The sequence below is a fragment of the Cellulomonas algicola genome (assembly GCF_003851725.1).
In the GTDB taxonomy this organism is placed as follows: domain Bacteria; phylum Actinomycetota; class Actinomycetes; order Actinomycetales; family Cellulomonadaceae; genus Cellulomonas; species Cellulomonas algicola.
In genome coordinates, this window is sequence record NZ_BHYL01000224.1 from 1 (window position 1) to 25937 (window position 25937).

General features: G+C 74.9%; 27 protein-coding genes and 1 riboswitch. Of the genes, 15 read left to right on the top strand and 12 right to left on the bottom strand.

Going from position 1 to position 25937, the window contains the following annotated elements; genetic code table 11:
- Positions 1-80: 80 nt before the first annotated feature.
- Positions 81-620: a P-loop nucleotide/nucleoside kinase family protein gene (locus CTKZ_RS14000; RefSeq protein ID WP_124343521.1), complete on the bottom strand. Its 540-nt coding sequence runs from the start codon at positions 618-620 to the stop codon at positions 81-83.
- A 133-nt stretch (positions 621-753) separates the two neighbouring features.
- Between CTKZ_RS14000 and CTKZ_RS22730 the strand changes: the two genes are divergently transcribed.
- From CTKZ_RS22730 to CTKZ_RS14020, 4 genes are all read left to right on the top strand, one after another.
- Entirely contained in the window at positions 754-945 is a 192-nt protein-coding gene (locus CTKZ_RS22730; protein WP_160142906.1) for a DUF2510 domain-containing protein, read from the top strand.
- Positions 946-993: 48 nt separating this feature from the next.
- Complete coding sequence (locus CTKZ_RS14010) at positions 994-1614, top strand: dihydrofolate reductase family protein (protein ID WP_124343523.1); 621 nt, start codon at positions 994-996, stop codon at positions 1612-1614.
- 163 nt (positions 1615-1777) lie between these two features.
- Positions 1778-2353 carry a DUF2510 domain-containing protein gene (locus tag CTKZ_RS14015; protein ID WP_124343524.1) on the top strand — a complete coding sequence of 192 codons (576 nt, stop codon included), beginning with the start codon at positions 1778-1780 and terminating at the stop codon, positions 2351-2353.
- Positions 2354-2442: 89 nt separating this feature from the next.
- Positions 2443-2781, top strand: coding sequence for a cupin domain-containing protein (locus CTKZ_RS14020; RefSeq protein WP_124343525.1), 339 nt, complete (start codon positions 2443-2445; stop codon positions 2779-2781).
- Between the two features lie 18 nt (positions 2782-2799).
- On the opposite strand, the gene CTKZ_RS14025 is transcribed toward CTKZ_RS14020, so the two are convergent.
- Entirely contained in the window at positions 2800-3513 is a 714-nt protein-coding gene (locus tag CTKZ_RS14025; protein ID WP_124343526.1) for a FadR/GntR family transcriptional regulator, read from the bottom strand.
- 285 nt (positions 3514-3798) lie between these two features.
- Between CTKZ_RS14025 and CTKZ_RS14030 the strand changes: the two genes are divergently transcribed.
- Entirely contained in the window at positions 3799-4353 is a 555-nt protein-coding gene (locus tag CTKZ_RS14030) for a hypothetical protein (RefSeq protein ID WP_124343527.1), read from the top strand.
- A 27-nt stretch (positions 4354-4380) separates the two neighbouring features.
- Here the strand turns inward: CTKZ_RS14030 and CTKZ_RS14035 are convergent, their stop codons facing one another.
- From CTKZ_RS14035 to CTKZ_RS14055, 5 genes are all read right to left on the bottom strand, one after another.
- Complete coding sequence (locus tag CTKZ_RS14035) at positions 4381-5115, bottom strand: phosphatase PAP2 family protein (RefSeq protein ID WP_124343528.1); 735 nt, start codon at positions 5113-5115, stop codon at positions 4381-4383.
- 1 nt (position 5116) lies between these two features.
- Positions 5117-5920, bottom strand: a complete 804-nt coding sequence (locus CTKZ_RS14040) for a phosphatase PAP2 family protein (RefSeq protein WP_124343529.1) — start codon at positions 5918-5920, stop codon at positions 5117-5119.
- 51 nt (positions 5921-5971) lie between these two features.
- Entirely contained in the window at positions 5972-6859 is an 888-nt protein-coding gene (locus tag CTKZ_RS14045; RefSeq protein ID WP_235843485.1) for a L,D-transpeptidase, read from the bottom strand.
- A gap of 143 nt (positions 6860-7002) precedes the next feature.
- Positions 7003-7545, bottom strand: coding sequence for a flavin reductase family protein (locus CTKZ_RS14050; protein WP_124343531.1), 543 nt, complete (start codon positions 7543-7545; stop codon positions 7003-7005).
- Complete coding sequence (locus CTKZ_RS14055) at positions 7542-8120, bottom strand: NADPH-dependent FMN reductase (protein WP_124343532.1); 579 nt, start codon at positions 8118-8120, stop codon at positions 7542-7544. The genes CTKZ_RS14050 and CTKZ_RS14055 overlap by 4 nt, the downstream gene beginning before the upstream one ends.
- Before the next feature lie 15 nt (positions 8121-8135).
- Positions 8136-8245: riboswitch (SAM riboswitch) on the bottom strand.
- 149 nt (positions 8246-8394) lie between these two features.
- On the opposite strand from CTKZ_RS14055, the gene CTKZ_RS14060 reads away from it, so the two are divergent.
- From CTKZ_RS14060 to CTKZ_RS14070, 3 genes are all read left to right on the top strand, one after another.
- Positions 8395-9201 carry a tyrosine-protein phosphatase gene (locus CTKZ_RS14060; protein ID WP_124343533.1) on the top strand — a complete coding sequence of 269 codons (807 nt, stop codon included), beginning with the start codon at positions 8395-8397 and terminating at the stop codon, positions 9199-9201.
- Positions 9202-9322: 121 nt separating this feature from the next.
- The gene (locus tag CTKZ_RS14065; protein ID WP_124343534.1) at positions 9323-11209 is read left to right on the top strand and encodes an AAA family ATPase; all 1887 of its coding nucleotides are present in this window, start codon (positions 9323-9325) and stop codon (positions 11207-11209) included.
- A gap of 160 nt (positions 11210-11369) precedes the next feature.
- Positions 11370-12302: an Fpg/Nei family DNA glycosylase gene (locus CTKZ_RS14070; protein WP_124343535.1), complete on the top strand. Its 933-nt coding sequence runs from the start codon at positions 11370-11372 to the stop codon at positions 12300-12302.
- Positions 12303-12306: 4 nt separating this feature from the next.
- Here the strand turns inward: CTKZ_RS14070 and CTKZ_RS14075 are convergent, their stop codons facing one another.
- On the bottom strand, positions 12307-12972 hold the full coding sequence (locus CTKZ_RS14075; RefSeq protein WP_235843486.1) for a DUF1684 domain-containing protein: 666 nt from the start codon (positions 12970-12972) through the stop codon (positions 12307-12309).
- 226 nt (positions 12973-13198) lie between these two features.
- On the opposite strand from CTKZ_RS14075, the gene CTKZ_RS14080 reads away from it, so the two are divergent.
- The 4 genes from CTKZ_RS14080 to CTKZ_RS14095 all read left to right on the top strand — a co-directional run bounded on the left by CTKZ_RS14080 (position 13199) and on the right by CTKZ_RS14095 (position 19151).
- On the top strand, positions 13199-14143 hold the full coding sequence (locus tag CTKZ_RS14080; protein ID WP_124343536.1) for an LLM class F420-dependent oxidoreductase: 945 nt from the start codon (positions 13199-13201) through the stop codon (positions 14141-14143).
- Between the two features lie 417 nt (positions 14144-14560).
- Positions 14561-16273: a glycosyltransferase family 2 protein gene (locus CTKZ_RS14085; protein WP_124343537.1), complete on the top strand. Its 1713-nt coding sequence runs from the start codon at positions 14561-14563 to the stop codon at positions 16271-16273.
- A complete protein-coding gene (locus CTKZ_RS14090) occupies positions 16270-17001 on the top strand; it encodes an HlyD family secretion protein (protein WP_124343538.1) in 732 nt (243 codons plus the stop codon). Before CTKZ_RS14085 ends, CTKZ_RS14090 begins: the two co-directional genes overlap by 4 nt.
- On the top strand, positions 16998-19151 hold the full coding sequence (locus CTKZ_RS14095; protein ID WP_124343539.1) for a glycosyl hydrolase: 2154 nt from the start codon (positions 16998-17000) through the stop codon (positions 19149-19151). The genes CTKZ_RS14090 and CTKZ_RS14095 overlap by 4 nt, the downstream gene beginning before the upstream one ends.
- 22 nt (positions 19152-19173) lie before the next feature.
- Here CTKZ_RS14095 and CTKZ_RS14100 read toward each other — a convergent pair whose 3' ends face one another.
- Together CTKZ_RS14100 and CTKZ_RS14105 are read right to left on the bottom strand one after the other, a co-directional pair.
- On the bottom strand, positions 19174-20526 hold the full coding sequence (locus CTKZ_RS14100) for a glycosyltransferase 87 family protein (RefSeq protein ID WP_225915894.1): 1353 nt from the start codon (positions 20524-20526) through the stop codon (positions 19174-19176).
- Between the two features lie 259 nt (positions 20527-20785).
- Positions 20786-21010, bottom strand: coding sequence for a hypothetical protein (locus CTKZ_RS14105; RefSeq protein WP_124343540.1), 225 nt, complete (start codon positions 21008-21010; stop codon positions 20786-20788).
- Positions 21011-21161: 151 nt separating this feature from the next.
- Here CTKZ_RS14105 and CTKZ_RS14110 point away from each other — a divergent pair, with 151 nt between their 5' ends.
- On the top strand, positions 21162-22478 hold the full coding sequence (locus CTKZ_RS14110) for a uracil-xanthine permease family protein (protein ID WP_124343541.1): 1317 nt from the start codon (positions 21162-21164) through the stop codon (positions 22476-22478).
- A gap of 10 nt (positions 22479-22488) precedes the next feature.
- Here CTKZ_RS14110 and CTKZ_RS14115 read toward each other — a convergent pair whose 3' ends face one another.
- The gene (locus CTKZ_RS14115; RefSeq protein ID WP_124343542.1) at positions 22489-23163 is read right to left on the bottom strand and encodes a LytR C-terminal domain-containing protein; all 675 of its coding nucleotides are present in this window, start codon (positions 23161-23163) and stop codon (positions 22489-22491) included.
- Complete coding sequence (locus CTKZ_RS14120; protein WP_235843487.1) at positions 23160-23546, bottom strand: type II toxin-antitoxin system VapB family antitoxin; 387 nt, start codon at positions 23544-23546, stop codon at positions 23160-23162. Before CTKZ_RS14120 ends, CTKZ_RS14115 begins: the two co-directional genes overlap by 4 nt.
- 224 nt (positions 23547-23770) lie before the next feature.
- On the opposite strand from CTKZ_RS14120, the gene CTKZ_RS14125 reads away from it, so the two are divergent.
- Together CTKZ_RS14125 and CTKZ_RS14130 are read left to right on the top strand one after the other, a co-directional pair.
- Positions 23771-24493: an ABC transporter ATP-binding protein gene (locus tag CTKZ_RS14125; RefSeq protein WP_124343543.1), complete on the top strand. Its 723-nt coding sequence runs from the start codon at positions 23771-23773 to the stop codon at positions 24491-24493.
- Positions 24490-25845, top strand: a complete 1356-nt coding sequence (locus tag CTKZ_RS14130) for an FtsX-like permease family protein (RefSeq protein ID WP_124343544.1) — start codon at positions 24490-24492, stop codon at positions 25843-25845. The genes CTKZ_RS14125 and CTKZ_RS14130 overlap by 4 nt, the downstream gene beginning before the upstream one ends.
- The last annotated feature ends 92 nt before the right edge of the window (positions 25846-25937 follow it).

Below are 25937 nucleotides of genomic sequence, written 5' to 3' on the forward strand. Positions count from 1 at the left end.
GCGCGGGGGTGCGGCGCGCTCGCCCGGCGTGAGCCGGTCGTCGCAGTGAAGGACGTCGCGGGTCGGCGACCGCCGCGCCGTCAGCCGACCGACGGCGGCCAGCGGTGCCGGCGCCACGCGTCCCACGTCGCGAAGCCCGGCGGTGGGGCGTCGACGGGCTCGGTGCCGGCGAGCTCTCCCGGCGTCGGGACGTCCATGGCGGCCGCCCACGCGGCGAGCTCCTCGTCGGTCATGTGCCACGTGGTGTGCGGCTCCTCGGTGTGGCGGCGGTCGAGCCGTCGACGCTGCTCGTCGGGCGGGAGCGCCAGGTAGCGCAGCTCGACGAGGGCGCCCCGGTCGGCGGCCGCCTGGCGCAGCGCGGACCGCTCGTCACGGGACCACAGGCCGAAGTCGACGACGACGTCCGCGCCGAGCTCGAGGGCGCGCAGGCCGACCTCGATCAGCCGTCCCTCGACGACGGCGGTCGCGTCGGGCGGGTTGGCGCTGCCGTACAGGGCCTTGACCCACTCGTCCTTGGTGAGGCGCAGCGCGTCCCGCTCGGCCTCGATGCGCCGCGCCTCGGTCGTCTTCCCGGTGCCCGGCAGGCCGACGGTGAGGTACAGGGTCGGTCGGGTCGTCATCGTCCCCCCCTCCGTGTCGGTGCCGTCATCATCGCCGACGCCGCCCGCGGCAGCGACGGTCGCGGCGGACGCACGCCGGTCCGCGTGGGCGGAAACCCTCAAGTCACGGGGCGTTCCCGCCGACGGGGAACTCATGGCCAGAAGGAGGATCCCCGCGGGCTGGTATCCCGACACGCGTCGGCGAGGGCACCACCGGTGGTTCGACGGGCGCGAGTGGACCGAGCACACGATGCCGACGACGGCCGTGCCCGGGCCGCCGCCGCCGGGCCCCCGCCCGGGTCGCAACCGTCGAGGGGTCGTCCCGGCCCCGCCGTCCGTGGTCTGATCGTCCGTGGTCGCGCGTCGGGGCGCGGCCCCGACCCCGGAGGACGCCATGGCGACGCTCGTCTCGACCTTGTTCATCTCCCTCGACGGAGTCGCGGAGATCGACCCCGCGTGGCACTTCCCGTACTTCGACGAGCGGATGGGCCAGGCGGTCGGCGAGGACTACGAGGACGTCGACGTCCTGCTGCTCGGGCGCGTGACGTACGACAGCTTCGCGGGCGCGTGGCCGGACCGTGAGGCGGCCGGCGGCGAGGACGCGCCGTTCGCCGCGACGCTCGGCGACACCCGCAAGGTCGTCGCGACGCGCGGCGACCAGGACCTGGGCTGGCGCAACGTCGAGCGGGTCGACGGGGACCTCGTCGCGGCGGTGACGGCGCTCAAGGCCGACCCGGCCGTCGGGAAGATCCTCGTGCCCGGGTCGCTCTCCGTCGTCCGGCAGCTGCTCGCGGCCGGGCTGCTCGACGAGCTGCGGCTGCTCGTCCACCCCGTCGCGGCGCGCAAGGGCGAGCGGCTGTTCGACGAGGGCGAGCCGATCTACCCGCTGCGGCTGGTCGCGTCGGAGGCCCTGCCCACGGGTGTGGTCCGGCTGATCTACGCGCCGAGCGCGCTGCCGGGCCAGGCGGCGTACGAAGACGTCGTCGACAAGGTGCCGGGCGCCGGTCACGACTGACGCCTCGGCGACACCGGCGACGGCGACCGCCGCCCGGTGCGACGGCGCACGGCTCGCGGCGCGCGGGCGCACGTCGTCGCCCTGACGTCAGGCCAGCCGCCGCAGGTGCGGGTCGGGCCGCCGTCGGCTCAAGTCGGCGACCTCGCACGCCGACTACAGGGGCGTGAGCGAGCACGCGCCCGGGTGGTACGCCGACGGTGTGACGCCCGGCGTCCTGCGCTGGTTCGACGGCGCGGGCTGGACCGAGCACACGACGCCGCAGCCACCGCCTGCACCGGTCGCCGCGGTCCCCGCAGCGGCGCAGGTGCCAGCCGGGGGCGGCGCGGCGCCCGGCTACGCGACCGCGGCCGCCGGTGCGCCCGGGTACGCCGCACCCGTGCCGACGTGGGGCGGCGCGCCTGCGCAGCACGCGACCTTCGGTGCCCCCGGCTACGCCGGAGCCGCGTACGGCTACGCCACACCGACGGCGACCGACGAGAACGGCCCCCGCAACGCGATGCACTGGGTCGTGCCCGTCGGGCGGTCGTGGCAGTCGATCCTCGCGGGCTACCTCGGGCTGCTCGCGCTCGGGATCTGGGTGCTCGGGCCGTTCGCGATCGGCGTCGGGGTCTGGGCGCTCGTGCGCGCACGGTCCGGCGGGCACGGGAGCGGCCGCGGGGTGTTCGGCGTCGTCGGCGGGCTGCTGGGCACCGCGGCGATGATCTGGTTCGTCGCGTCGGGAGCGATGACCGCGCCCTGACCGCCGCGGCGAGCAGACTGCGCGGGTCGGCGGGCGCCCGGGCGGCGTCCTTCCTACGATCGAGCCGACTGCTCGCGGAGGAGACCGGCGTGATCGACCTGACTGCCCTGGCGGACCAGCACCTCGAGAGTGCCCGCACCGACCCGCACGGCCGCAGCGCGGAGCTCGTCGCGCACGACGGCGAGCTGCGGCAGACCGTCCTCGCGCTCACGGCGGGGTCGCGGCTCGGCGAGCACAACTCGCCCGCGGCGGCGACGCTGCAGGTGCTGCGCGGGCGGGTGCGCGTCGAGTCGGACGACGTGCAGGCAGAGCCGGGTGCGGGCGAGCTGTGGGTGCTCACGCACGAGCGGCACTCCGTCGTCGCGCTGGAGGACAGCGTCTTCCTGCTGACGACGGTGACGAACGTGGACCGCGGCACGTACGCCTGACGGTGCTCGGCACGCGCATCAGAGCAGCGTCGCCGCGTACTCCTCGACGCCCATGAGGTGCGCTGCCATGTGGACGCGCGCGCGGTCGGCGTCGTGCGCCTCGAGCGCCGCGAGGATCGCCCGGTGCTCGGCCTGCGCGACGCGCACGGCGCCGTCCTCCCGGATCGCGCGCCACAGCCGGGCGCGCGCGGTGCTGCCGGCGAGCGAGTCGAGCAGCCCGGCGAGCACGGGGTTGCCCGACGCCCGGTGGACGACCGCGTGGAAGCGCAGGTCGGCGTCGATGACGGCGGTCAGGTCGTGGTCGGGCTCGTCGAGCAGCGCGTCGACGGAGTCGAGGAGCGTGCGCAGCTCGCGCAGGGTGGCGTCGTCGATCTCGACGGCGGCCCGGCCGACGCCCTCGACCTCGAGGACCCGGCGGACGCGTGCGAGGTGCACGGCGTCGTCGCGGCCGGGCAGGTCGGCCAGGAAGCCGACGGGTTCGAAGAGGCGGGCCGGGTCGAGCGAGGTCACGTAGGTGCCGTCGCCGCGCCGGGTGCCGAGGACGCCGAGCAGCACGAGCGCGCGGACCCCTTCGCGCAGCGGCCCGCGCGAGACGCCGAGCCGGGCGGCGAGGTCCTTCTCGACGGGCAGCCGCGACCCCGGTCCGAGCTCGCCGGACAGGATCATCGCCTTGATGCCGTCGATGACGACGTCCGTCTGGGAGGCCGTCGGGTGGGGCGCCGGGCCGCGCATCGAGCCATCGTAGTGACGGCCCCGTGACGGGCGCCGTCCCCCGTGGGGGCGAGGGCGGCGCCGTGACCGGCACCCGTCCGGCGGTACGTGCGTCGTGCGAGAGCCCGCGGCTGACACTGGCGAGGTCGCGCCGCGGGCGCGAGCCCCAGTCCGACGTCCTCGCGCTGAGAGTGCGCTGAGGCGTGCGTGCGGCTGGCCCTGCGCGCGTCCTAGCGTCGGCGACAGGTCGTGGTGGGTGCCGCGGCACGGGCCGCGCGACGACGGCCGGTCGGTCAGGGGGACGCGATGAGCGTGGCGACGGTGTGGGGTGCCCGGCCCGACGAGGTGGCGGGCCGGTACGCGTGCGACGACGAGGCGGCCGACCACCCGGTGCGTCTCCTGCGGGCGGTCGACGTGGCCGCGCCGGCGGACGTCGCGTTCGCGTGGCTGTGCCAGCTGCGGCTCGCGCCCTACAGCTACGGCCTGCTCGACAACGGCGGCAGGCGCAGCCCGCGGACGCGCACCGTGGACCCGGCGGACCTCGTGCCGGGCACGACGATGATGCAGATCTTCGCGCTCACGTCGGTGGTCCCGGGCGAGCACCTGACCATGCGCATCGTCGACCGCCGCGCTCTCGCGGTGTTCGGGCCGGTCACGGTGACGTACGCGGTGCACGCCGACGGCCCGGACCGCTCGCGCTACGTGGCGGTCCTGCGGATCGGCTCACCGCAGCGGGGCAGGCTCGTCTCCGTCGGGCGTGGGCTGCTCGCGTGGGGTGACCTCGTCATGATGCGCAAGCAGCTGCTGACGCTCGCCGCGCTCGCGGGTCGCGAGGCACGCGAGGAGCAGGGGGCGCGGTAGACCGGGCGGCGGCCCGCCCGGCAGCCGTCAGCCGCGCGACCTGCCCGCGCCGACCGTCTGACGCTTCGAGCGCGCCGACCGCACGTCGCGCTGCAGGTAGTTCCACGCGAGGACAGCGCAGGCGACACCGTTGACGAACCCCATGGTCACGTCGGTGAGCGAGTGCATGCCGCGGTACATGCGGCCGATGCCGACCGCGAACGGCACGAGGACGCACAGGATCGTCGCGACCCACCGCAGCACGGGGTTGCCGATGCGCTGGCAGAGCGCGGCGAGCGTCAGGTAGAAGGCGGTCGCGGCGCCCGTGTGCCCGCTCGGGTAGGACGACGTCGGAGGCGACACGTCCAGCTGCTCGACCTCGGGCCGGGTGCGGCCCACGACCAGTGCGGACGTGAGGAAGACGATCGCCTGCAGCGACACCGCGAGCCCGGGCACGACGGCGAACCACCACTGCTTGGTCTTCCACCAGATCAGCGCGATGGCCAGCGCGCACGCGCCGATGATGAACTCGGTCTGCCCGATCCCGGACAGGAACGTGGTGAGCGTGTTGAGCGCGTCCGTGCGGCGGCTCACGAACCACTCGTTGACGCCGGCCTCGCCCGGCAGCCCGCCCAGCGGCCCGACGATGAGCAGCCCGACGCCGACGATGACCAGCCACAGCCCGACGCCGGGCAGCAGCGCGCGGCGGGACAGGTCGCGCCAGAACTGCCGGGACGTCGGGGCCGACGTGTCCAGCTCGTAGCGGTGCAGGAACTCGTGCACGTCAGGGCTCCTCAGGGGGGACGGGCGTACCGGCGGGGTGCCGGTCGCCGGGGGCGGGGGTGGTCGACGGGACGCCGTCGTCGCGTCGACCGGTCTCGGGCACGGCGTCGCCGCCATGGGGGACGTCGGGGACGTCGGCGGGTGGGGGCGTGTCGGCGCCCCAGCCGCGGTAGCCGACGTAGGAGGCTCCGGCGATCGCGACGCCGAGCAGGACCCCGGCGACGACGTCCGACGGGAAGTGGACGCCGAGCAGCACGCGGTCGGCGGCGGTGAGGACCACCGCGAGGCCCGCGACGGTGGGCACGGCGACGCGTCCGGCGCGACCGAGCAGCGGCCACACCAGCAGCGTCAGCGTGACCGCGGCGACGGCCGTGTTCGTCGCGTGACCGGACGGGAAGCTCGAGCCTGGCGCGTGCTCGACGGCGTCCTCGACGACTGGCCGGGCGCGCTGCACGACGCCCTTCGCGGCGAGCTGGAGGCCCCACCCGGCGGCGATCGTGACGGCCGCCCACAGCGCGCGCGTGCCGAGGCGGTGCCGTCGCCACACCCACACGCACAGCAGCGCGCCCGCGGTGTTGACGACGACCGCCTGGAACGCGGTCTGCCAGGCCACGAGCACGCTGCGCAGCGCCGGGTTCGCGCGCGTGAGGTCCGTCGCGGCGACGATCGCGGACTGGTCGACGTGGACGATCGCGGTCACCTGCCCGCGCACGAGGAACGCGAGCACGACGACGGGGAGCGCGACGGCGGCACCGAGCGTCGCGGCGCGCACGAGTGCGCGTCGGCGGACGGTCGTGGCTCGCATGCGGTGAGGGTAGGGGCGTCGGGGCGCGCGCGCCCGGCGAGACGGCGCAGGTCAGCCGACGGTCGTGACGACCGTGCCCGCGGGCGCCTGCCACAGCACGTCGAGCACGTCGTCGGTGACGCGCACGCACCCGTTCGACACGGCGCCGCGGCCGCGCAGCGTCGTGGTGTGGATCGCGGTGACGGCCGTGCCCGTGGGCTTGTCGTAGTGGTCGATCGTCTCGCTCTGCGTCGACAGCGGGAGGACGCGCGGGGTCGTCGTGCCCGGCTCCGACCAGCGCAGGCCCAGCAGGAACGCCAGCCCGTGCGGGGTCGGCGTCGCGGGTGCGCCCGTCGCGACCACGGGGAACGTGCGGACCGACGTGCCGTCGTCGACGGTGAGCGTCTGCGCGGACACGTCGACCACGACCGACCAGTCGGTGCCCGACGGCATGAGGTCCGTCGTGCGGACCCATCCGGTGCGCCCGTTGACCTGCGCGCGGTCGTCGCGGGGGAGCGCGCCGCGCGTCGCGAGGAGCACCTGGACCCAGCCCGCGGCCTCGTCGACGACGGGCAGCACGTTCGCGGCGCCGAGCACGTCGGTCGGCAGGACGCCGACGGCGGGGCCGCCGACGCTCGCGTGGACCGCGGTCGGCTCGGACACGACGACGGTCCGCCACCGGCCGAGCGACGGGTCGTCGTTCTCGAGCGGCGTCAGGCCCTCGCTGCCGGGGAGGCCGGGGACGACGTGCAGGACGTCGATCACGGGCAGCGTCGCGAGATCGACGGGAGGGGGAGGCGCGGGCGCGGCGGCCTTGGCGACCGCGACGGGTGCGGCGAGCTCGACGGGCGGGGGAGCCGCGACAGGGCTGTCCGTGGCGCACCCGGCCACCCCGACGGCGAGCGCGAGCGCGACGGCCGCACCGGCCGCGCGGCGGCTGACGGGGACGGACGTGCGCACGAGGACCTCCGGGGTCGGGATCCCATCGTCCGTCAGCGAGGGTCCGCGCGGCAAAGGCGCGAACGCCGCGAGGACGCGGACGAGCCCCGCGCGGAGGGGTGCGCGGGGCTCGCCGGTGGCGGTGGGCAGCTCGCCGGGACGCGTCAGATCGCGGTCGCGTCCCCGATCCGGTGGTACGTGCGGTCGTGGTAGACGAGCGGCGTGACCTCGTCCGTCGTGCCGTGCGCGAGCGCGCGAACCGACACCAGGTAGGACCCGCCGACGGGCGTGCGCTGCACGACGCGCCCGCGCACCCACGACACGGCGCCCTCGATGACGGGCTCGCCGGTCGGCAGCGCGGTCCAGCCGCCCGCCGCGAACCGGTCGATGCCGCTGGTCGCGAACCGGGCGGACACGTCGTCCTGCGCGCCGGACAGGAAGCTGATCGCGAGCGTCCGGGCCTGGGAGACGGCGGGCCAGGACGACGACGTCGACGCGAGCGAGAAGGCCAGCAGCGGCGGCGCGGCGGACACGGAGATGACGGACGTCGCGGTGAAGCCGACGAGCCGGTCGCCGTCGGTGAGGGTCACGACCGCGACGCCCGCGGGGTGCCGGCGGAACACCTCCTTGTACGCGTCGGGCGTGAGCTGCTCCTCGTCCTGCTGGACGAGGTCGGCGTCGAGCGCGCGCAGGATCTCGGCGGTCATCGCAGCGCCTCCGCGAGGTCGGCGGCGTCGCGGACGGCGCGGCGCAGCGGTTCGGCGGCCCGGTCGAGCCAGCGGTCGACGACTGCGTCGAGCGCCGCGGGGTCCCGCAGGTCGGCCTCGGTGACGACGAGCGCGCGCGTCGGGACGGTCGCACCGAGCTCGACGAGCAGCGGCCGCAGGTGCACCTCGCCGACGAGCGCGTGCGCGGGCGAGCCGGTGACGACCAGCGGGACCGCGACGACCCCCGCGAGCCCGTCGGGGCCGTACCCGTCGAGGAACGCCTTGAGCAGCCCGGTGTACGACGCCTTGTAGACGGGCGTCGCGACGACGAGGACGCCCGCAGCGGCGACGGTCCGCAGCGCGGCGTCGGCGGCCGGACGCGCGAGGGCGAACAGCTCGCCCGCGACGTCGGCCAGGTCGACGGTCGTCACGCCGGCGGTGGTGGGGCCGGCAGGGTCGGCGCCGAGGTGCGGCAGCAGACGGCCGGCGACGTGCTCGGCGGTGCTGCGGGTGCGGGAGGCCGGGCGCGGGTTGCCCACGAGGGCGACGACGCTCGGACCGGTCGGGTGGCTCACGGTGCGGCTCCTTCACGTTCACGCTTGCCGCACCGGGTGGTGCGGCCTGGTCATCTCCCGGAGCACCCCGTCGTGGAGGGGTTGCTGACCAGCGAGCCGGGGCTTGCGTGCTGGTGCTCGTGACCTGGCCGCGGTTTCTACCAGCGGTCGCGGCGGCGGCAAGGGGTCGGGGGACGTCTTCTCGATATGCGGACAAGACCAGTCGGAATTTCACACGGCCGCACCCCACCGGGGAGGCGTCGCCCGCTCGTCGCCGCCGTGCCACGATCGCCGCATGACGGACGTCGTCGACCCGCACGCGCTCCCCGCGACCGCCGTGACCAACCTGCGCGACCTCGGCGGCCGCCCGACCGCGGACGGCGGGACCGTCGCGCGCGGCGTCGCGTTCCGCTCGGCCGAGCTCACGTCGGACGGCGTCCCCGACGACCCCGTGCTCACCGCGCTCGGTGTGCGCACCGTCGTCGACCTGCGCACCGCCGCCGAGCGCGAGGCCCGGCCCGAGCGGGTGCCCACGGGTGCGCGGCTCGTCGAGCTCGACGTGCTCGCCGACCTCCCCGGGAACGCCGCCGCCCAGGCGGCCACGCTGCTCACCCGTCCCGCGGTGCTGCTCGAGACGCTCGACGGCATGGACGTCGCCGAGCAGATGCGCGCCACCTACCGGCGGCTCGTGTCGTCGCCGGCGGCGCTCGCGGGCTACGCGACGTTCGCGCGCACCGTCATCGACGCGCAGGGCACGCCTGTGCTGTTCCACTGCACGGCGGGCAAGGACCGCACGGGATGGGCCGCGACCGTGCTGCTGCTCGCGGCCGGCGTCGACGAGGACGGCGCGACGGACGAGTTCCTCGCGGTCAACCCGGCGGTCCGGGCGACGTTCGCGCCGCTGCTCGCGCAGCTCGAGGCCGCGGGTGGCGACCCCGCCCTCGTCTCTCCGTTCCTCGAGGTGCGCGAGGACTACCTGCGGGCCGCGCTCGACACCGTCGAGGCCCGGTTCGGGTCGTTCGACGGGTACCTCGCCGACGGGCTCGGGCTCACGCCGCTCGAGGTCGAGGTGCTGCGCCGCACCCTGCGCGCCGACGCCTGACAGCGGGCCGCACCGCGCGGTTCGTCCGGTTGGTCCGTTCGGGTGGTCCGGTATGTCCGATGTTGCCGGGCCTCCCACGTGCGCTGACGATGGAGCGACCGAGCCGACGGAAGGCGGACGCATGCACGAGGACGAGCTGGTCTCCCCGATCCGCAAGGGTGCGCACGACATCGCGCTCGACCGCGAGCGCATGCGTCGCCGTCGCGTGTACCGGCTCGCGGCCGTCGTGCTGGCGGCCGAGGCGTACGTGATCGTGAGCGCGCTGCTGGGCCGCGACCCGCTCCCGTCGCTCCCGGCGGTCGACCCGCTGGTCCTCGTCCCGGTCCTGTTCTTCGGCGCGATGCTGCTCCTGCTCGTCGGCACGCAGGTCGGGTCGGCACGGTCGCCGCACCTCACCTACCGGCCCGAGCAGGTCGACGTGCGGCTCGACGACGTCATCGGGATCGACCCGGTGAAGGAGGACGTGCGCCGCTCGATCGACCTGTTCCAGACGCACCGCCAGTTCGCCGACCAGATGGGCGGCACCCCGCGGCGCGGCCTGCTGTTCGAGGGGGCGCCGGGCACCGGCAAGACGATGACCGCGAAGGCGATGGCCGCCGAGGCGGGCGTGCCGTTCCTGTTCGTGTCGGCGACGTCGTTCCAGTCGATGTACTACGGCGCCACGGCCCGCAAGATCCGTGCGTACTTCCGGGCGCTGCGCCGCGCGGCCCGCACCGAGGGCGGGGCGATCGGGTTCATCGAGGAGATCGACGCGATCGCGCTGCGCCGCGGCGGGATGCTCGGGGCGTCGTCGTCGCGGACCCTCGTCGGTGCGGCGTCCGCCGGTGCGCCGGGCCTCGTGACGAACGCGATGATGAGCGAGGGCACGGGCGGCGTCGTCAACGAGCTCCTCGTGCAGATGCAGTCGTTCGACGAGCCCACGGGCGGCGACAAGGCGTACAACCGGCTGGTCGCCGCGGTGAACCTGTTCCTGCCCGCGACGCGCCAGATCCGCCAGCGCCGCCCCGGACGCGCCCCGATCCTGCTGATCGCCGCGACGAACCGCGCCGACTCGCTCGACCCCGCGCTGCTGCGGCCGGGCCGGTTCGACCGCCGGCTCACGTTCTCCGCGCCCGACGCGCACGGCCGCCGCGCGCTCGTCGACCACTTCCTCGCCCGTCGCGCGCACGACGCCGAGCTCGACGACCCGGTCGCGCGCGACCGCGTGGCCGCGTCGACGAACGGCTGGACGCCCGTGATGATCGAGCACCTGCTCGACGAGGCGCTGGTCAACTCCCTGCGCCGCGGGTCGCTGACCATGTCGTTCCAGGACGTCGAGACCGCCCGCATCACCGAGATGGTCGGCATCGGCCAGCCCGTCCGGTACACGCGCGCCGAGCAGGAGCTCATCGCCACGCACGAGGCCGGGCACGCGGTGACCGCGTGGCTCGTCGCCCCGAACCGGTCGCTCGAGGTGCTGACGATCATCCGCCGCGGCGAGTCGCTCGGGCTGCTCGCGCACGGCGACTGCGAGGAGGTCTGGACGCGGTCGCAGGGCGACCTGCGGGCGCTCGTGCAGATCGCGATGGGTGGCTGGGTCGCCGAGGAGCTGTTCTTCGGCCAGACGACGACCGGCCCCGCGAGCGACCTCGCCGCGGCGACGCGCACCGCCGCGCAGATGGTCGGCGCGGCCGGCATGACCGGGTCGCTCGTGTCGTTCCTCGCGACCGAGAAGCCGCTGGTCGACGCGGTCGTGAGCGACGGGCGGGCGCGTGAGCAGCTCGAGCAGGTGCTCGAGGACGCGCGCGCGACCGTGCGGCGGCTCCTGTCGCGGCACCGGTACCTCGTCGAGGCGCTGCGCGACGCGCTGCTCGAGCGGCACGAGCTGCTCGGCCGGGAGATCACCGACGTGCTGGTCGCCGCGCACGAGGCCGCGACGCGGGCGTCGGGCGACGTCGTGCCGCAGCTCGCGGACGAGCCGTCGCGTCCCGCGCCGGCCGCCCTCCCGCTGGCGGGCCCGACCGTCTGACACACCCACCCGCGGGTCGACCGCCCGGCCCCGACCGCCCCCTCGCGGGTGCGACATCCGCTCGTCGTCGCACCCGCGGCAGCGGCACCCACCTCGGCGGCGGTCGGCGACGCGACGGCGACCGGGCGGGAGGCGGCAGCACGCGTTAGCGTGCGTGACCGTGCCCGAGGGTCATACCGTCCACCGCATCGCCCGCCAGTTCACCGCCGACTTCGCCGGTCACCGGCTCGCCGTGTCCTCCCCGCAGGGTCGCTTCGCCGCCGGGGCCGCGCGCCTCGACGGGCAGGTCCTGACCGAGACGGCCGCGGTCGGCAAGCACATGTTCGCGACGTTCGAGAGCGGCGACGTCCTGCGCGTGCACCTCGGCCTGTACGGCGCGTGGGACTTCTTCGGTGTCGTGTCGCCGATCGTCGACGGCCAGGACGTGCGCGGCTCGATGGGCGCGCCGCGGCTGCGCCGGGCCGTGCGGATGGGCGAGGACGAGCGCGAGCCCCCGTCGGCGGAGGGCGGTCTCGTCGCGTCCTTCCCGCCCGACCCCGTCGGAGCGGTGCGCGTGCGGCTCGCGACCGAGGAGTCCGTCGCCGACCTGCGCGGCCCGTCGGCGTGCGAGGTGCTCGACCCGTCGGAGGCGCAGGCCGTCGTCGACCGCCTCGGCCCGGACCCGGCGTCGACGGACGACCTCGACGCGGCGGGGCAGGTCGTCGTCGAGCGGATCACGTCGCGCGGCGTCGCGGTGGGGCAGCTGCTCATGGACCAGTCCGTCGTCGCCGGGATCGGCAACATCTACCGCGCCGAGCTGCTGTTCCGCGCCCGGCTCGACCCGCACACGCCCGGCCGCCGCGTCCCCCGCGAGGTCGTCCGCGCGATCTGGGACGACTGGGCGGTGCTGCTGCCCGACGGCATCCGCACGGGCGCCATGCTGACGCGCGAGGACCTGGACGAGGACGGTCGTGCCCGCGCGATCGCCGACACGACCGAGCGGCACTGGGTGTACGGCCGTGGCGGTCTGCCGTGCCGCGTGTGCGGCACCCCGGTCGTCGTCGAGGAGATGGCGGGTCGCAAGCTCTACTTCTGCCCCGTCTGCCAGCGCTGACCAGTCAGTCGGTCGCCAGGTCGGGGAGGGGGAAGGTGCGCTCGCCGACGGGGAGGTCGACGGGGACCGTGTTCGCGCGCGTGGCCAGGGGACAGGCCCACGACGGGTCGTACGCGCACGACGGGTTGTAGGCGAAGTTCAGGTCGACGACCAGCAGCCCGTGCGACGTCCCGAGGTCGGCGCCCTTGATCGTGTCGAGCACGTAGCGCCCGCCGCCGAACGTGCCGCCCGGCTGCCCGCCGCTCGCGTCGCGCACGGGCAGGAACAGCCCGCCGCCGTAGGACCGCAGCGCCCAGACCGCGAGGGTCCCCACGCCGGGCAGCTCGACGACGCCGGCGCGCTCGAAGGGCACGACGCCGTCGGTGCCGGTCGCGACGTCGAGCCGCTGCGGGTCGGCGGGGCGGACCTCGACCTCGAACCGGTAGGCGGCGTCGTAGCGCGCGACCTCGAGCCCGGCGAACGACGCGCGCGTGGGCCCGTCGAGCGGGGACGCGGGGTGCTCGGCGAACAGCTCGTCACGGCGCTGCACCCAGACGGCGTGCGCGGCGGGCGGGTCCTCGACGGCGATCCGGCGGACGTCGGCGTACGTCTCGGCCACGCGGCGTCGCCAGTCGGCGACCGCGAGCGCGTCGGCGGCCCGGGCGGACGAGGTCAGCGGTCGGTGCGGCACCCCTCCACCCTCGCACGCGCCCGGCGACCCCGCGCCCGCGCAGGACGCCTCTGACCGGCCCTCTCACCCACCTCACCCCTCACGACCACTCCCCTCCCACCCGCCTCTTCACGCCTGACCCCACCTGGCCGCGGGTGCGGCGGTCGCAGGTGCGGCAGTGTCCCGTGCGCCCCCACCACCGGTGGCGACGGCGTGCGGTGGCCGCGGTGCGTGTGAGGGTGGGGGCATGGATCTGCGCATCTTCACCGAGCCCCAGCAGGGGGCCACGTACGACGACCTGCTCGCGGTGGCGAAGGCCACCGAGGACCTGGGCTTCGACGCCTTCTTCCGTTCCGACCACTACCTGACGATGGGCGGCGACGGCCTGCCGGGCCCGACGGACGCGTGGACGACGCTGGCAGGGCTGGCGCGGGAGACGAGCCGCATCCGGCTGGGCACGCTGGTGTCGTCGGCGACGTTCCGCCACCCGGGGATCCTCGCGATCCAGGTGGCGCAGGTCGACCAGATGTCGGGCGGCCGCGTCGAGCTGGGGCTGGGCACGGGCTGGTTCGCGCAGGAGCACGCGGCGTACGGCATCCCGTTCCCGGAGAAGCGCTTCGGCATCCTCGAGGAGCAGCTCGCGGTCGTCACCGGCCTGTGGGGCACGCCCGTGGGGGAGACGTTCGACCATGCGGGCGCCCACTACACGTTGACGGACTCCCCGGCGCTGCCGAAGCCCGTCCAGCAGTCGCCGCTCGACCCGTCGAAGGCCGGTGTGCCGGTGATCGTCGGCGGCAGCGGCCCGCGTCGCACGCCGGCGCTCGCGGCGCGGTACGCGGCGGAGTTCAACCTCGCGTTCCCGGCGTTCGACGAGGTCGAGGCGAAGCTCGCGAACGTGGACCGTGCGCTGGAGGAGGCGGGCCGCGCGAAGGAGAGCCTGGTCCGCTCGGCGGCCCTCGTGCTGTGCGTCGGGTCGGACGAGGCGCAGATCGCACGCCGCGCGCAGGCGATCGGCCGCGAGGTCGACGAGCTGCGGGAGCACGGGATCGCGGGCACGGTCGACGAGGTGGTTGACCGCCTGGGACGGCTGCGCGAGCAGGGCGTGTCGCGGGTGTACCTGCAGGTCCTGGACCTGCAGGACCTCGACCACCTGGACCTCGTCGCGCGCGAGGTGGTGCCGCGCCTGGGCTGACGAGCCCGATCGGGTGAGCCGGGTCCCCCTCCGGTGAAACCCGTTGCCCGGAGCGACGTCCCGTGTCTCGCGCCCTGAGACATGGGACGTCTCTCCGTGGACGTCACACGGGTGGCCTGGGCCGACGCCGCCACGCATGGCCACCTGCCCGTTCGTCCTGCGCGTTCATCTCCGGTTCGCCCGATCTGACCCGAACTGTGACCCGGCGCACACCGGGCGCGCGTGGACTAACCGGGCATACGTCCGTACGTTCGAAGACATCACGGGGCGGCGACGCCCGCCGGGAACCCACCCGACGCAACTGGGTTCCTGCGGCGCCTCCCGCTTCTCGTGGGCCCGGCGCCAGCGTCGCCGTCGCAACGGAGGGTTCTGTCACGAGCCCTCCGCTCGACCGGACGACCACCATGGGGGCGCTACGTGGCCACAACTTTCGACAGGCTCGTGATCGAGCCGCGCAGGACCGAGTCCGAGCGGATCAGACCGACCCGCACACCCGAGAACAACGAGGCCCAGAGCCCGTCGCTGCTGCTGCTCGTGCTGCTGGCGGCGACCGGCGTCATCGTCTACGCGATCTTCCTGCTCAACCCGGCCAACCGGGGTGACTGGCTGCCGTACGTGATGGTCATGCTCGCGGAGACGGTGCTCGTGGTCCACGCGCTGCTGGCGATGTGGACCGTGCTGTCCAGCGGGCACAACCCGCGCAACTTCGGGTTCCACCTCGCGCAGGACAGGCTGTACGACATCGCGGAGATCGTCCGCGACAAGACCGAGAAGCGTCCGCAGGACTGGCGGATGTACCTCCAGGAGTGGCCGATCAGCGTCGACGTCTTCATCACGACGTACGGCGAGGACCTGGACACCATCCGACGCACCGTCACGGCGGCCGTCGCCATGCAGGGCCGCCACGACACCTACGTGCTCGACGACGGCCGCAGCGACGAGGTCCGCGACCTCGCCGCCGAGCTCGGGGCCCGCTACGTGCGGCGCCTGTCGAGCAACGGCGCGAAGGCCGGCAACATCAACCACGCGCTGTCCCTGACCCGCGGCGACTTCTTCGTCGTGTTCGACGCGGACTTCGTGCCGAAGCCCGAGTTCCTGCACGAGACGGTGCCGTTCTTCGCGACGGACGACGTCGCGTTCGTGCAGACCCCGCAGACGTACGGCAACCTGCACACGATCATCTCCCGCGGCGCCGGCTACATGCAGGCCGTGTTCTACAAGTTCGTCCAGCCGGGCCGGAACCGGTTCAACGCCGCGTTCTGCGTCGGCACCAACGTGATCTTCCGCCGCGCCGCGATCGACTCCATCGGCGGCATCTACTCCGACTCGAAGTCGGAGGACGTCTGGACGTCGCTCATGCTCCACGAGAAGGGCTGGCGGACGATCTACATCCCCACGACCCTCGCCGTGGGTGACACGCCCGAGACCGTCGAGGCGTACACGAAGCAGCAGCTCCGCTGGGCGACCGGCGGCTTCGAGATCATGCTCACCCACAACCCGCTGTCCCGGAAGCGTCGCCTGACGATGGACCAGCGGCTCATGTACACGGTGACCGCGACGCACTACCTCACGGGGATCGCACCGCTGCTCCTGCTGCTCGTGCCGCCGCTGCAGATCTTCTTCGACCTCACCCCGATGAACCTGTCGATCACGCCCGGCCAGTGGGCGCTGTACTACGCCGGGTTCTACGTCATGCAGATCATCCTGGCCTTCTACACGCTCGGCTCCTTCCGGTGGGAGGTGCTGCTGCTCGCGTCCGTGTCGTTCCCGATCTACACGAGGGCCCTGGTCAACGCGATCTTCCGCAAGGACCAGAAGTGGCACGTCACCGGCCAGAAGGGTGCCTATCGCTCGCCGTTCGCCTTCATGCAGCCGCAGGTCATGTTCTTCGTGTTCCTGCTGCTCACCACCGTCGTCGGCGTCTGGAAGGACCTCGGCAACGGCTACCTGAGCCTCGCGCTCGCCTGGAACGCGACGAACACGCTGATCCTCGGCGGTTTCGTCATCACCGCCTGGAAGGAGGGGCACGCCGGCCGTCTCGCGGCCCGCGCTGCCCGCGCCGACCAGGAGTCCACCCGTCGCAACGACGCGGCCGACCCGAAGCTCGCACTCACCGGAGGTGCCGCATGACCTGGGCCAGCCGCATCCGACTCGTCGTCGGCGTGATCGTCGTCGCGATGATCGCCGCGCTCGCGACGTACCAGCTCAACGAGACCCGGGGGGTCGCGACGAGCGACTCCGCGCAGATCCTCGCCCGCACGTACAGCGTCGGGACCCCGTACTCGGGTCTCGTCGTCGACCAGAAGGTCGACGTGGGCGACACCGTGAAGACGGGCGACCCGCTGTTCGTCATCGACTCCGCGACCCTGCAGTACGACATCCGCAACGGCTTCGCCCGCCAGGCGACCGAGGCCACCCAGATCGACCCCGACGGCAAGCTCGTCATCCTCGCGACGGGCGACGGCACGGTCACCAAGGTCGGCTCCGAGCGCGGCACGTTCGTGCAGTCGGCGTCCGAGCTCGCCACCGTCCAGCGCGCCGGCACGCTCTACGTGCAGGCCGAGTACCGGCTGTCCGCCAAGGAGTACGCCCGCGTCCCGGACGGCGCCGACGTGACCGTCGTGCTGCCCGACCAGCGGGAGATCGCCGCGACCGTCGAGCGGAACGACGTCGAGACCGTCGGCGGGCAGGCGCAGGCCGTCTTCACCATCACGGGCGACGAGCTCGTGGAGGGTGACGGTGACGGGCTCGTCTCGGCCGGCACCCCCGTGACCGCGGAGCTCCACCTCACGAACGACGGGGTGGTCACCCGCACCGCCGACTCCGTCAAGACCTACCTGAAGGGCCTCTTCGGATGACGGCACGCACCACGGACCACCCGCCCCTGTCCCCGCCCGCACCGGCGCCCCGTCGCCGCCGCTGGCTGATCGCCGGGATCGCCGCCCTCGCGGTGGTGACCCTCGCCGCGGTCGTCGTGCTCGTCGGCCCGTGGGGGCGCAGCGCCCCCGCGGCCGGCGGGTCCGGCGGCGGTTCCGCACCGGACGCCCCGGTCGCCGGCCCGCCCGACGCCCGCACCCCGGAGGTCGACACGGCCGCGCTGACGGCCGGCGTCGAGCAGAAGGCGGTCGGCAAGATCGCGCCCGTGCGCCTCGCCGAGGGCGTCGTCCCGCCGACGAACCGCTGGTACAGCGGGCTCGTGTTCGGCGACGAGCCGCAGCCGGTCTTCGCGCAGCCGGTCTCGTTCGCGCTCACCGACACCGGCTTCACGCTCGGCCTGCCGAACCCGGTGGCCAGCGACAAGGCGGTCGTCGCACCGCACGTCCCGGCCGTGACCGTCGACGCGGGCGCCGCGTCCGCACAGGTCAGCGCCGCCGACCCCGTCAGCGTGACCGTCGACCTGCTCGACGCGACCGGCGCGGTGCTGGGACACGTCGTCCTCGCCGAGGGCTCGCCGTTCGTCAGCCTGACGGCCGAGCGGGACCTCACGCTGGACGCGACCGCCGAGGGCGGCTCGTTCTCGGGCGGCGGCGACGGCGAGCCGGCGACGGCCACCGTCGCGGGCACCGACTGGGCGCTCGTCGGCGCCGAGGGCGGCTCGACCACCCTCGCCGCGGGCGACACCGCGACCTGGTACCCCGTCCCGCAGGACGCGGACGCCGACGCGGCCGCCACCCTCGCCACCGCCGCCGCCGACCCCGTCACGGGGGTCGACGTGACCTACGGCGTGGACGACGACGTGGCCCGCACGACCCTCACGTACAACACCGCGGGCGGCACGCCGTCGGCCTACGTGCTCGCGCCGCACCAGCGCACCGGCACCCAGCCGGAGCGCGACGGCTGCGACCTGGGCGCCTACCCGAGCGTGTACGGCACGCTCGAGCTCTGCGCCGGCTCGCACCTGTCGGCGTTCGCGCCCACCGTGCGGCCCACGGGTGCGCTCGACCTCGACGGCGTCCCCGACGACCGTCGGACCGCGATCGTCGACGCCCTGCGCGCCGACGTCGCGGCCACCGAGCCGTTCCCGTCGGACACGTACTTCGGCGGGAAGGCGCTGTTCCGCGCGGCGTCCCTCGTGACGCTGGGCGAGCAGCTCGGCGCCGACGACGTGGTGGCCGACCTGCGCACCCGGACGACCGACGCGCTGCGCGAGTGGGCGGAGCCCGACGGCTGCGCCGAGCGGGACGCACGCTGCGTCGTCTACGACGCGGCCGCCCGGTCCGCGATCGGCCTCACGCCCTCGTTCGGGTCGGACGAGCTCAACGACCACCACTTCCACTACGGGTACCTCCTCGCGGCGGCCGGCCTCCTGTCGGCCGACGACGAGAAGCTCGCGGACGACCTCGCGCCGGTCATGGACCTGCTCGCGGCGGACATCGCCTCGGCGACGCCGTCCGACGAGCTGCCGCAGCTGCGGTCGTTCGACCCGTGGTTCGGTCACTCGTGGGCGTCGGGCACGTCGCCCTTCGCGGACGGCAACAACCAGGAGTCGTCCTCGGAGGCCGTCAACGCCTGGAACGGCCTCGGGCTGTGGGCACAGGCGTCCGGGCAGGACGACCTCGCGACGCAGGCGGCGTGGATGACCTCCACGGAGGCCGCGTCGGCGCGCGCGTACTGGACGGCCCCCGACCTGGACGACCCGTCGCTCGACGGGTTCGGCCACGAGGTGTTCTCGATCAGCTGGGGCGCGAAGCGTGACTACGCGACGTGGTTCAGCCCCGAGCCGTCGGCGATCCTCGGCATCCAGCTCATCCCCATGGGCCCGGTGCAGATGTCGCTCGCGACCGGGGTCGACCCCGAGCGGATCTCGGCCGCCGTCGAGGAGTCCGGGTTCACCGGGCCGCTCGCCGACTACGTCGTGACCTACTCCGCGCTCGCGGGGACGGACGCGGCGGAGAAGGCGTGGACGACGGCCACCGGGCTGTCGGAGGACGCGATCGACGACGGGTCGTCCCGCGCGTCGATGCTCGCGTTCATCGCGTCGGCGCAGGCGCACCCGCCCCGCAGCTGACGCGCCGCGTCACGGCATGTCGTCAGACGGCGTCGCTCGCCTCGTGCAGCGGCGCCGTCTGCGGCGTCCGGGCCGCGACCGCGTCGACGGCCCCGCCGCCGTCGAGCACGGGCGGCAGGTCGTGCGCGGGCGGCCGCAGCAGGGCGCGCGCGGTCATGACGAGCAGCACGACGAGCGCGACGTTGCGCGCGGCGAGCACGGCCGTGACGAGCAGACCGCCCCCGAGGATCTGGTCGTACCCCCACGGGAAGACGACCTGTGTCGCGGCGGCGACGCCGGCGACGGTCCACGCCGTCCCGCGCCACCCGGGCAGCCGCAGCGCGAGCGCGACGGCGACGGGCGGGGCGAGCCACCCGATGTACTGCGGCGACCCGACCTTGTTGAAGACGATGGTCGCGAGGACCAGCAGCAGGGCCCCGCGCGCGACGAGCTCGCGCTGCGCGACCGCGTCCTCCCAGAACCGGTCGCCGAGGTGCCGGCGACGCCACCACAGCAGCACCGCGCACGCCGCGAGCCCGACGAAGAACAGCGCGCCGAGCGCGTCGGCCGCCCCTGCTGTGCCCGGCCCGGACACCTCCCACGTGACGATCGGCTCGTTGAGGTGCCGGCGCACGGCGTCGCTGAACACGCCGACGAGCACCCACGGCGTCGCGCCGACGGCCTCGATCTGCAGCCCGCGCTCCTCCTGCTCGCCGAGGAACGACGCGACGTGCGCCCCGCCCCCGAGCGCGAGCACGGCGCCCACGACGACGACGCTGACGACCGCGGCGGGCAGCACGACGTCGCGCCACGGCCGCCGGACCGCGACGACGACCGCGAGCAGCAGCGCACCCGGCGCGACCTTGATCCAGGCGGCGACCGTGAGCAGCACGGACGACACGCGCGGGTGCCGCAGCGTGACGGCGAGCGCGACCACGACGACGGGTGCGACGACGGCGTCCAGCCGGCCCATCGCGATCGGTCCCAGCAGCGCGAGGAACCCGATCCACCACCACGCCCCGGTGGTCGTGCGGGGCTCGTGCGGGCGCCGGCCGGTGCTGCCGACCGGGCGCGCGAGCCGCGGCGCGTGCAGCAGGACCCCGAGCGCGACCGCGTCGAGCGCGGTCACCAGGACCGCCCAGGTCGCCGCGTACTCCGGGCCCGTCCACTGCCCGGTGACCGCGGCGGCGAGCATCGGGAGGATCGCGCCGACCGGGTACACCCAGTCGCCCGACAGCACGGGCCACTGCCCCTCGTGCACGCCGAGCCACATCCAGTACCGGTAGAGCTCGAGGTCCCAGAACGCCTTCTGCGGGATGAGCACGACGCCGACGTACGCGAGCCACGCGTGCACGGCGAGGAACGCGACCCAGACGGCCGTCAGGGAGCGCAGCAAGCGGTGCAGGGGAGCCTCCGGCGGCCGTACGGGACGAGGGCGGACGAGCGGCCCCAGGCTATCGGGGCGTCAGGTCCGCCGTGCCGGGCTTCCACACCCGCGACGCCGGGCGTGCCGGTCCGGCTTCCACAGCCGCGGCGCCGTGCGCGCCGGTCCGGCTGCCACGCCGGCGACGACGGCTGAGCCGACCGGACGGCCCACGGCACGCCGACGGTCCGACCCGCGGCACGAGCCACGCGAGCCGGACCGGACGCGCCGCCTACTCCTGGACGGGCCGCGCCGGCGGCGGCGGCACCGCCGGGCCGGCACCGACGACGGGGACGACGCGCGGCGTCGAGTCGTCGATGTAGCTGCTGTCCTGCACGTCGGCGTCGTCGGGTGCGGGTGCGGCGTGCGGAGCCGTGTCACGGACGGGGTCCGGTGTACCGCCGGGGATGACGCCGGACGGGGCGGGGCGGCTCTCGGGGACGTCGGGCTCGGTCATCGTGGACTCCTCCTCGGTGGGTGGGTCGCGCTCCTTGCCGCTCACCGTGGCACGGGGGACCGCGGTCCGCGCGTCGAGCGCCGACGGGGCCGTACCCTGCGGTGCAGCCGGCGCAGGGAGAGGGCCGGCGACGACGTGACGGGAGCGGTTGATGGCGGGTCTGGGCTGGTCGGTGCACGGCGACGGGCGGAACGTGCGACCGGGCGAGGTGGTCTCCCCGGACGAGCGGCTCACGTGGCCACGCACGGTCGGGATCGGTCTGCAGCACGTCGTCGCGATGTTCGGCGCGACGTTCGCCGTGCCGCTCATCACCGAGTTCTCCCCGCAGACGACGCTGTTCTTCTCCGCGATCGGCACCGTCGCGTTCCTGCTGATCACGCGCAACCGGCTGCCCAGCTATCTCGGCTCGAGCTTCGCGTTCATCGCCCCCGTCGTCGCGGCCACCGCGAGCGGCGGGCAGTCCGTCGCCGTCGGCGGCATCCTCGTGACGGGCCTGGTGCTCGCCGCGGTCGGCGCGGTCGTGCACGTCGCGGGGTCGCACTGGATCGAGGTCGTGATGCCGCCGGTCGTGACCGGTGCGATCGTCGCGCTCATCGGCTTCAACCTCGCGCCGGTCGCGTGGGGCTCGGTCCAGAAGGCGCCGCTCACGGCGATCGTCACGCTCGCGGCGATCGTCCTCACGACGGTCCTGTTCCGCGGCATCCTCGGCCGGCTGTCGATCCTCGTCGGCGTGGTCGTCGGCTACGTCGCCGCGCTGCTGCAGGGCCAGGTCGACTTCACGCGCTTCCGCGAGGCCGCCTGGGTCGGCCTGCCGCCGTTCACCGCGCCGTCGTTCGACCTCGAGATCCTCGGCCTGTTCGTCCCCGTGGTCCTGGTGCTGGTCGCCGAGAACGTCGGCCACGTGAAGTCCGTCGCCGCGATGACGGGCCGCGACCTCGACCCGCTCACCGGCCGCGCGCTCTTCGCCGACGGCGTCGCGACCTCGCTCGCCGGCCTCGGCGGCGGGTCGGGCACGACGACGTACGCGGAGAACATCGGCGTCATGGCGGCGACGCGCGTGTACTCGACGGCCGCGTACTGGGTCGCCGCGGGCGGCGCGCTCGTGCTCAGCCTGTCCCCGAAGTTCGGCGAGCTCATCAAGACGATCCCCGACGGGGTGCTCGGCGGGGCCACGACGATGCTCTACGGCATGATCGGGCTGCTCGGCGCCCGCATCTGGATCCAGGCGCGCGTCGACTTCTCGAACCCCGTCAACCTCGTGCCCGCCGCGATCGCGCTGGTCGTGGGTGTCGCCAACTACACCTGGGTCGTCGGCGAGCTGCGGTTCGAGGGCATCGCGCTCGGCACCGCGACCGCGATCGGGCTCTACCACCTCATGCGCGTCGTGGCCCGCTGGCGCGGCACCGGCGAGGAGCCGGCGACCCCGGCCTCGGTGCCCTCGGCGGAGGAGCGGCGCGACCGCGCGTAGACCAGGAGCGTCAGCCCTGCGGGGCCTGCTCCTCGGTACCGGCGGGGGCCTCCTCGCCCGCGCCGTCGGCGGCGGGCGTCTCCGGCTCCGGGGTCTCGACGGCGGCCTGGTCGAGCGGCACGCAGCCCTCGGGCGCGACGAGCGGCACGGACGGGTCGAGCACGACCTGGTCGGCGGGCGTGAGCTCGGCGAACTGCGTGCCGAGGGTCATGTCGACGGACGGGTCCTCGCGCGCGACGAGGTGCAGGTCCTCTCCCTCGAGCTGCGCGGCCAGCGTGTAGGCGGCGGCCGCGCCGGCGACGCCGAACGAGATCCGCGCGACCCCCTCGAACGCGGGTTGCGTGTTGCCCGAGCCCGCGACGACGAACCCGCGCTGCGTGAGCTCCGCGGCCGCGCCACCCGCGAGGCCGACGCGGCTCGTGCTGTTGAGCACGGTCACGGTCACCTGGTTGTACGCGAGCGGCAGCGCGCCGGCGGGCGGGCACGGGTCGGGGTCCGGGACCGGAGGAGGCGGTGCGGTGCTGAAGCCCCGCGCGACGAACGGCAGGCTCACGCTGCCCGTGTAGACCGCCGTGGCACCGAGCCCGGCGACCGCGAGCCCGGCGAGGAGGACGCCGAAGATGACGGCCTGCCGCTCGTGCATGTGCCGGCGGCGCAGCGCCCGGGCGCGGTCCAGGTCGCTCACGGCTCGACCGTCTCCGACGTCGCGTCCGACGCGAGGTCCTCGGCGGGCTCGCCGCCGGGCTCCTCCGCCGCCGACGCACCGCCGCCCGACTCGACGACGAGCACGCGCGCGTGCAGCACGGCGCGCTGCTGGAGCGCGGCCCGCACGGCGCGGTGCAGGCCGTCCTCGAGGTACATGACGCCCTTGTACTGCACGACGTGCGCGAACAGGTCGCCGTAGAACGTGGAGTCCTCGGCGAGCAGCGCGTCGAGGTCGAGCGTGCGCTTGGTCGTCACGAGCTGGTCGAGGCGCACGACGCGCGGCGAGACCTCGGCCCACTGCCGGGGGCTCTCGTACCCGTGGTCCGGGTAGGGTCTGCCCTCGCCCACCGCCTTGAAGATCACGGGTGGCAGTCTAGGTGGGACCGGCTGCCGGGCGAGCCGCGTCCACGATTCCTGTCCGGTATCACCCGGTGGGCGGCACGGGAGGCGACGAGAGGCCGACGTCGCGTCCGTCCCGGGTCGGACGCGCAGGAGTCGACGGTCGGTCCGCGGTCGGCGTCGACACCTCCGACGGCGGGACCGCCGGGGGACGCGCACCGCACGCCCGCCCGGGCACGCTGGACGGCATGAGCACCCCCGCCACCGGCGCCGTCCCCACGGTCGGCGACGCCGCGACCACCGTCCGTGTGTCCGCCCGCGGCCTCGTCAAGCGCTTCGGCGAGACGACTGCGCTCGCGGGCGTCGACCTCGACCTCGCCGACGGCGAGGCGCTCGCCGTGACCGGCCCGTCGGGGTCGGGCAAGTCGACGCTGCTGCACTGCCTCGCCGGGATCCTCGTGCCCGACGCGGGGACCGTCGCGCTGCGCGGCCGACCCGTGCAGGGGCTCGACGAGCGCGAGCGCTCGCTGCTGCGTCGCTCGCACTACGGGTTCGTCTTCCAGAACGGGCAGCTCCTGCCCGAGCTCCCGGCGGTCGAGAACGTCGCGCTCCCCGCGATGCTCACGGGCACACCGCGCCGGGAGGCCACTGATCTCGCCGCGCGCTGGCTGCACTCGCTCGGGCTGGCCGGCATGGAGGGCCGTCGCCCCGGTGAGCTGTCCGGCGGCCAGGCGCAGCGGGTCGCGGTCGCCCGCGCGCTCGTGACGCAGCCCGACGTGGTGTTCGCCGACGAGCCGACGGGCGCGCTCGACCAGGCCAACGGGTTCGAGGCCATGCGGCTGCTCACGCAGGCGACCCGGTCCGTCGGGGCGTGCCTCGTCGTCGTCACGCACGACCCGCAGGTGGCCGCGTGGTGCGGGCGCCGCATCGAGGTCCGTGACGGGCGCGTCGTCGAGGAGGTGCGCCAGTGAACGCGGTGGTCGCGCTCGCGCCCCACCTGCGCCGCGCGGGCGGCCGCGACACGCGCGTCACGACCGCGCTGTCGGTGACCGCGTTCGCCGTGTCGACGGCCCTCACGCTGTCCGTCCTCGGCGGCCTGCTCGGGTTCGCCGAGCGTGCCGCGCACCCCGCCGACGCCCTGCAGCGCGAGCTCGGCACGCTCTACGTGCAGCTCGCCTGGACCGCGCTCATCCTGCTCGTCGTCCCGCTGGTCACCCTCGCGGGTGCCGCCGCGCGCATGGGGGTGGCCCGGCGCGACGCGCGCCTCGCCACGCTCCGGCTGCTCGGTGCGACACCGCGCGAGGTCGTCGCGCTGTCGCTGCTCGAGACCTGCGTGCAGGGGCTCGTCGGGGCGGTGATCGGCGTGCTCGGGTACGTCGCGCTGCTCCCGCTGTGGGCGCTCGTGCCGTTCCAGGGCGGCACCTTCTCCGTCGGCGAGCTGTGGGTCGGCCCCCTCGTGGTGCTCGCCGTGCTGGTCGCCGTCCCCGTGCTCGCCGCCGTCAGCGGCCTCGTGTCGCTCCGCCGCGTCGTCGTGTCGCCGCTCGGCGTCGCGCGTCGCACCACGCCGCCCGGCCTCAAGGTCGTGCGCGTCGTCGTCCTCGCGGTCGCGCTCGTCGGCTTCGCGATCGCGACCGCCGCCGCCGGACGCCTCGCCGCGGCCCTCGTCGCCGTCCTGCTCGGGTTCCTCGCGGCGGGCTTCGGCGCCATGAACCTCGTCGGGCCGTGGGTGCTCGGGATCATGGGCCGCGTCCAGGCGCGCCGCGCACGCACCCCCGTCCGGCTGCTCGCCGCCCGTCGCCTCGCCGACGACCCGCGCGGTGCCTGGCGCGTCGTCGGCGGGCTCGGGCTCGCCGGGTTCGTCGCGGGCGCGCTCGCCGTCGTCCCCCTGTTCACGTCGGGCCAGCAGGTCGACCGGCAGGGCGAGATCCTCAACGACGACCTCGTCACGGGCGCGATGCTCACGCTCGTCATCGCGTTCCTGCTCGCGGCCGTGTCCGCCGGGATCCAGCAGGCGTCGACCGTGCTCGACCGCCGCCGCGAGTACGCGCTCGCCCACCTCGCGGGCATGCCCGTCGAGCTGCTCGACGCCGTGCGTCGCCGCGAGGTGACCGGGCCGATGGTGCGCGTCGCGGGCGGGTCGTCGCTCGTCGCCGTCGTCATGCTGTCGCCGCTGTTCAAGACAGCCGCGTTCGCCGACTGGCGCGGGATCGTCCTGCTCGTCGGCTGTCTGGTGGGCGGCTGCCTGCTCGTCCTCGCCGCGACCGAGACCAGCCGCCCGCTGCTCCGCTCGGTCCTCGCCGAGCCGCTGGTCCGCGCGGACTGACCGCGCGCGGCCGGGCACGTCCCGGCGCGGCCGAACCCGTCACGGCGCGGCCGGCCCCGTCGGCGGACGGGTCGGCCGACCTGTCCGCCGAC

What these genes read in the sequence shown, in the direction of transcription:
- CTKZ_RS14125 (WP_124343543.1), top strand. Translation starts at nt 23,771, where the DNA reads ATGAGCACCCCCGCCACCGGCGCCGTCCCCACGGTCGGCGACGCCGCG.
- CTKZ_RS14065 (WP_124343534.1), top strand. Translation starts at nt 9,323, where the DNA reads ATGCACGAGGACGAGCTGGTCTCCCCGATCCGCAAGGGTGCGCACGAC.
- CTKZ_RS14090 (WP_124343538.1), top strand. Translation starts at nt 16,270, where the DNA reads ATGACCTGGGCCAGCCGCATCCGACTCGTCGTCGGCGTGATCGTCGTC.
- CTKZ_RS14080 (WP_124343536.1), top strand. Translation starts at nt 13,199, where the DNA reads ATGGATCTGCGCATCTTCACCGAGCCCCAGCAGGGGGCCACGTACGAC.
- CTKZ_RS14095 (WP_124343539.1), top strand. Translation starts at nt 16,998, where the DNA reads ATGACGGCACGCACCACGGACCACCCGCCCCTGTCCCCGCCCGCACCG.
- CTKZ_RS14000 (WP_124343521.1), bottom strand. Translation starts at nt 620, where the DNA reads ATGACGACCCGACCGACCCTGTACCTCACCGTCGGCCTGCCGGGCACC.
- CTKZ_RS14010 (WP_124343523.1), top strand. Translation starts at nt 994, where the DNA reads ATGGCGACGCTCGTCTCGACCTTGTTCATCTCCCTCGACGGAGTCGCG.
- CTKZ_RS14110 (WP_124343541.1), top strand. Translation starts at nt 21,162, where the DNA reads ATGGCGGGTCTGGGCTGGTCGGTGCACGGCGACGGGCGGAACGTGCGA.
- CTKZ_RS14105 (WP_124343540.1), bottom strand. Translation starts at nt 21,010, where the DNA reads ATGACCGAGCCCGACGTCCCCGAGAGCCGCCCCGCCCCGTCCGGCGTC.
- CTKZ_RS14025 (WP_124343526.1), bottom strand. Translation starts at nt 3,513, where the DNA reads ATGCGCGGCCCGGCGCCCCACCCGACGGCCTCCCAGACGGACGTCGTC.
- CTKZ_RS14050 (WP_124343531.1), bottom strand. Translation starts at nt 7,545, where the DNA reads ATGACCGCCGAGATCCTGCGCGCGCTCGACGCCGACCTCGTCCAGCAG.
- CTKZ_RS22730 (WP_160142906.1), top strand. Translation starts at nt 754, where the DNA reads ATGGCCAGAAGGAGGATCCCCGCGGGCTGGTATCCCGACACGCGTCGG.
- CTKZ_RS14030 (WP_124343527.1), top strand. Translation starts at nt 3,799, where the DNA reads ATGAGCGTGGCGACGGTGTGGGGTGCCCGGCCCGACGAGGTGGCGGGC.
- CTKZ_RS14040 (WP_124343529.1), bottom strand. Translation starts at nt 5,920, where the DNA reads ATGCGAGCCACGACCGTCCGCCGACGCGCACTCGTGCGCGCCGCGACG.
- CTKZ_RS14060 (WP_124343533.1), top strand. Translation starts at nt 8,395, where the DNA reads ATGACGGACGTCGTCGACCCGCACGCGCTCCCCGCGACCGCCGTGACC.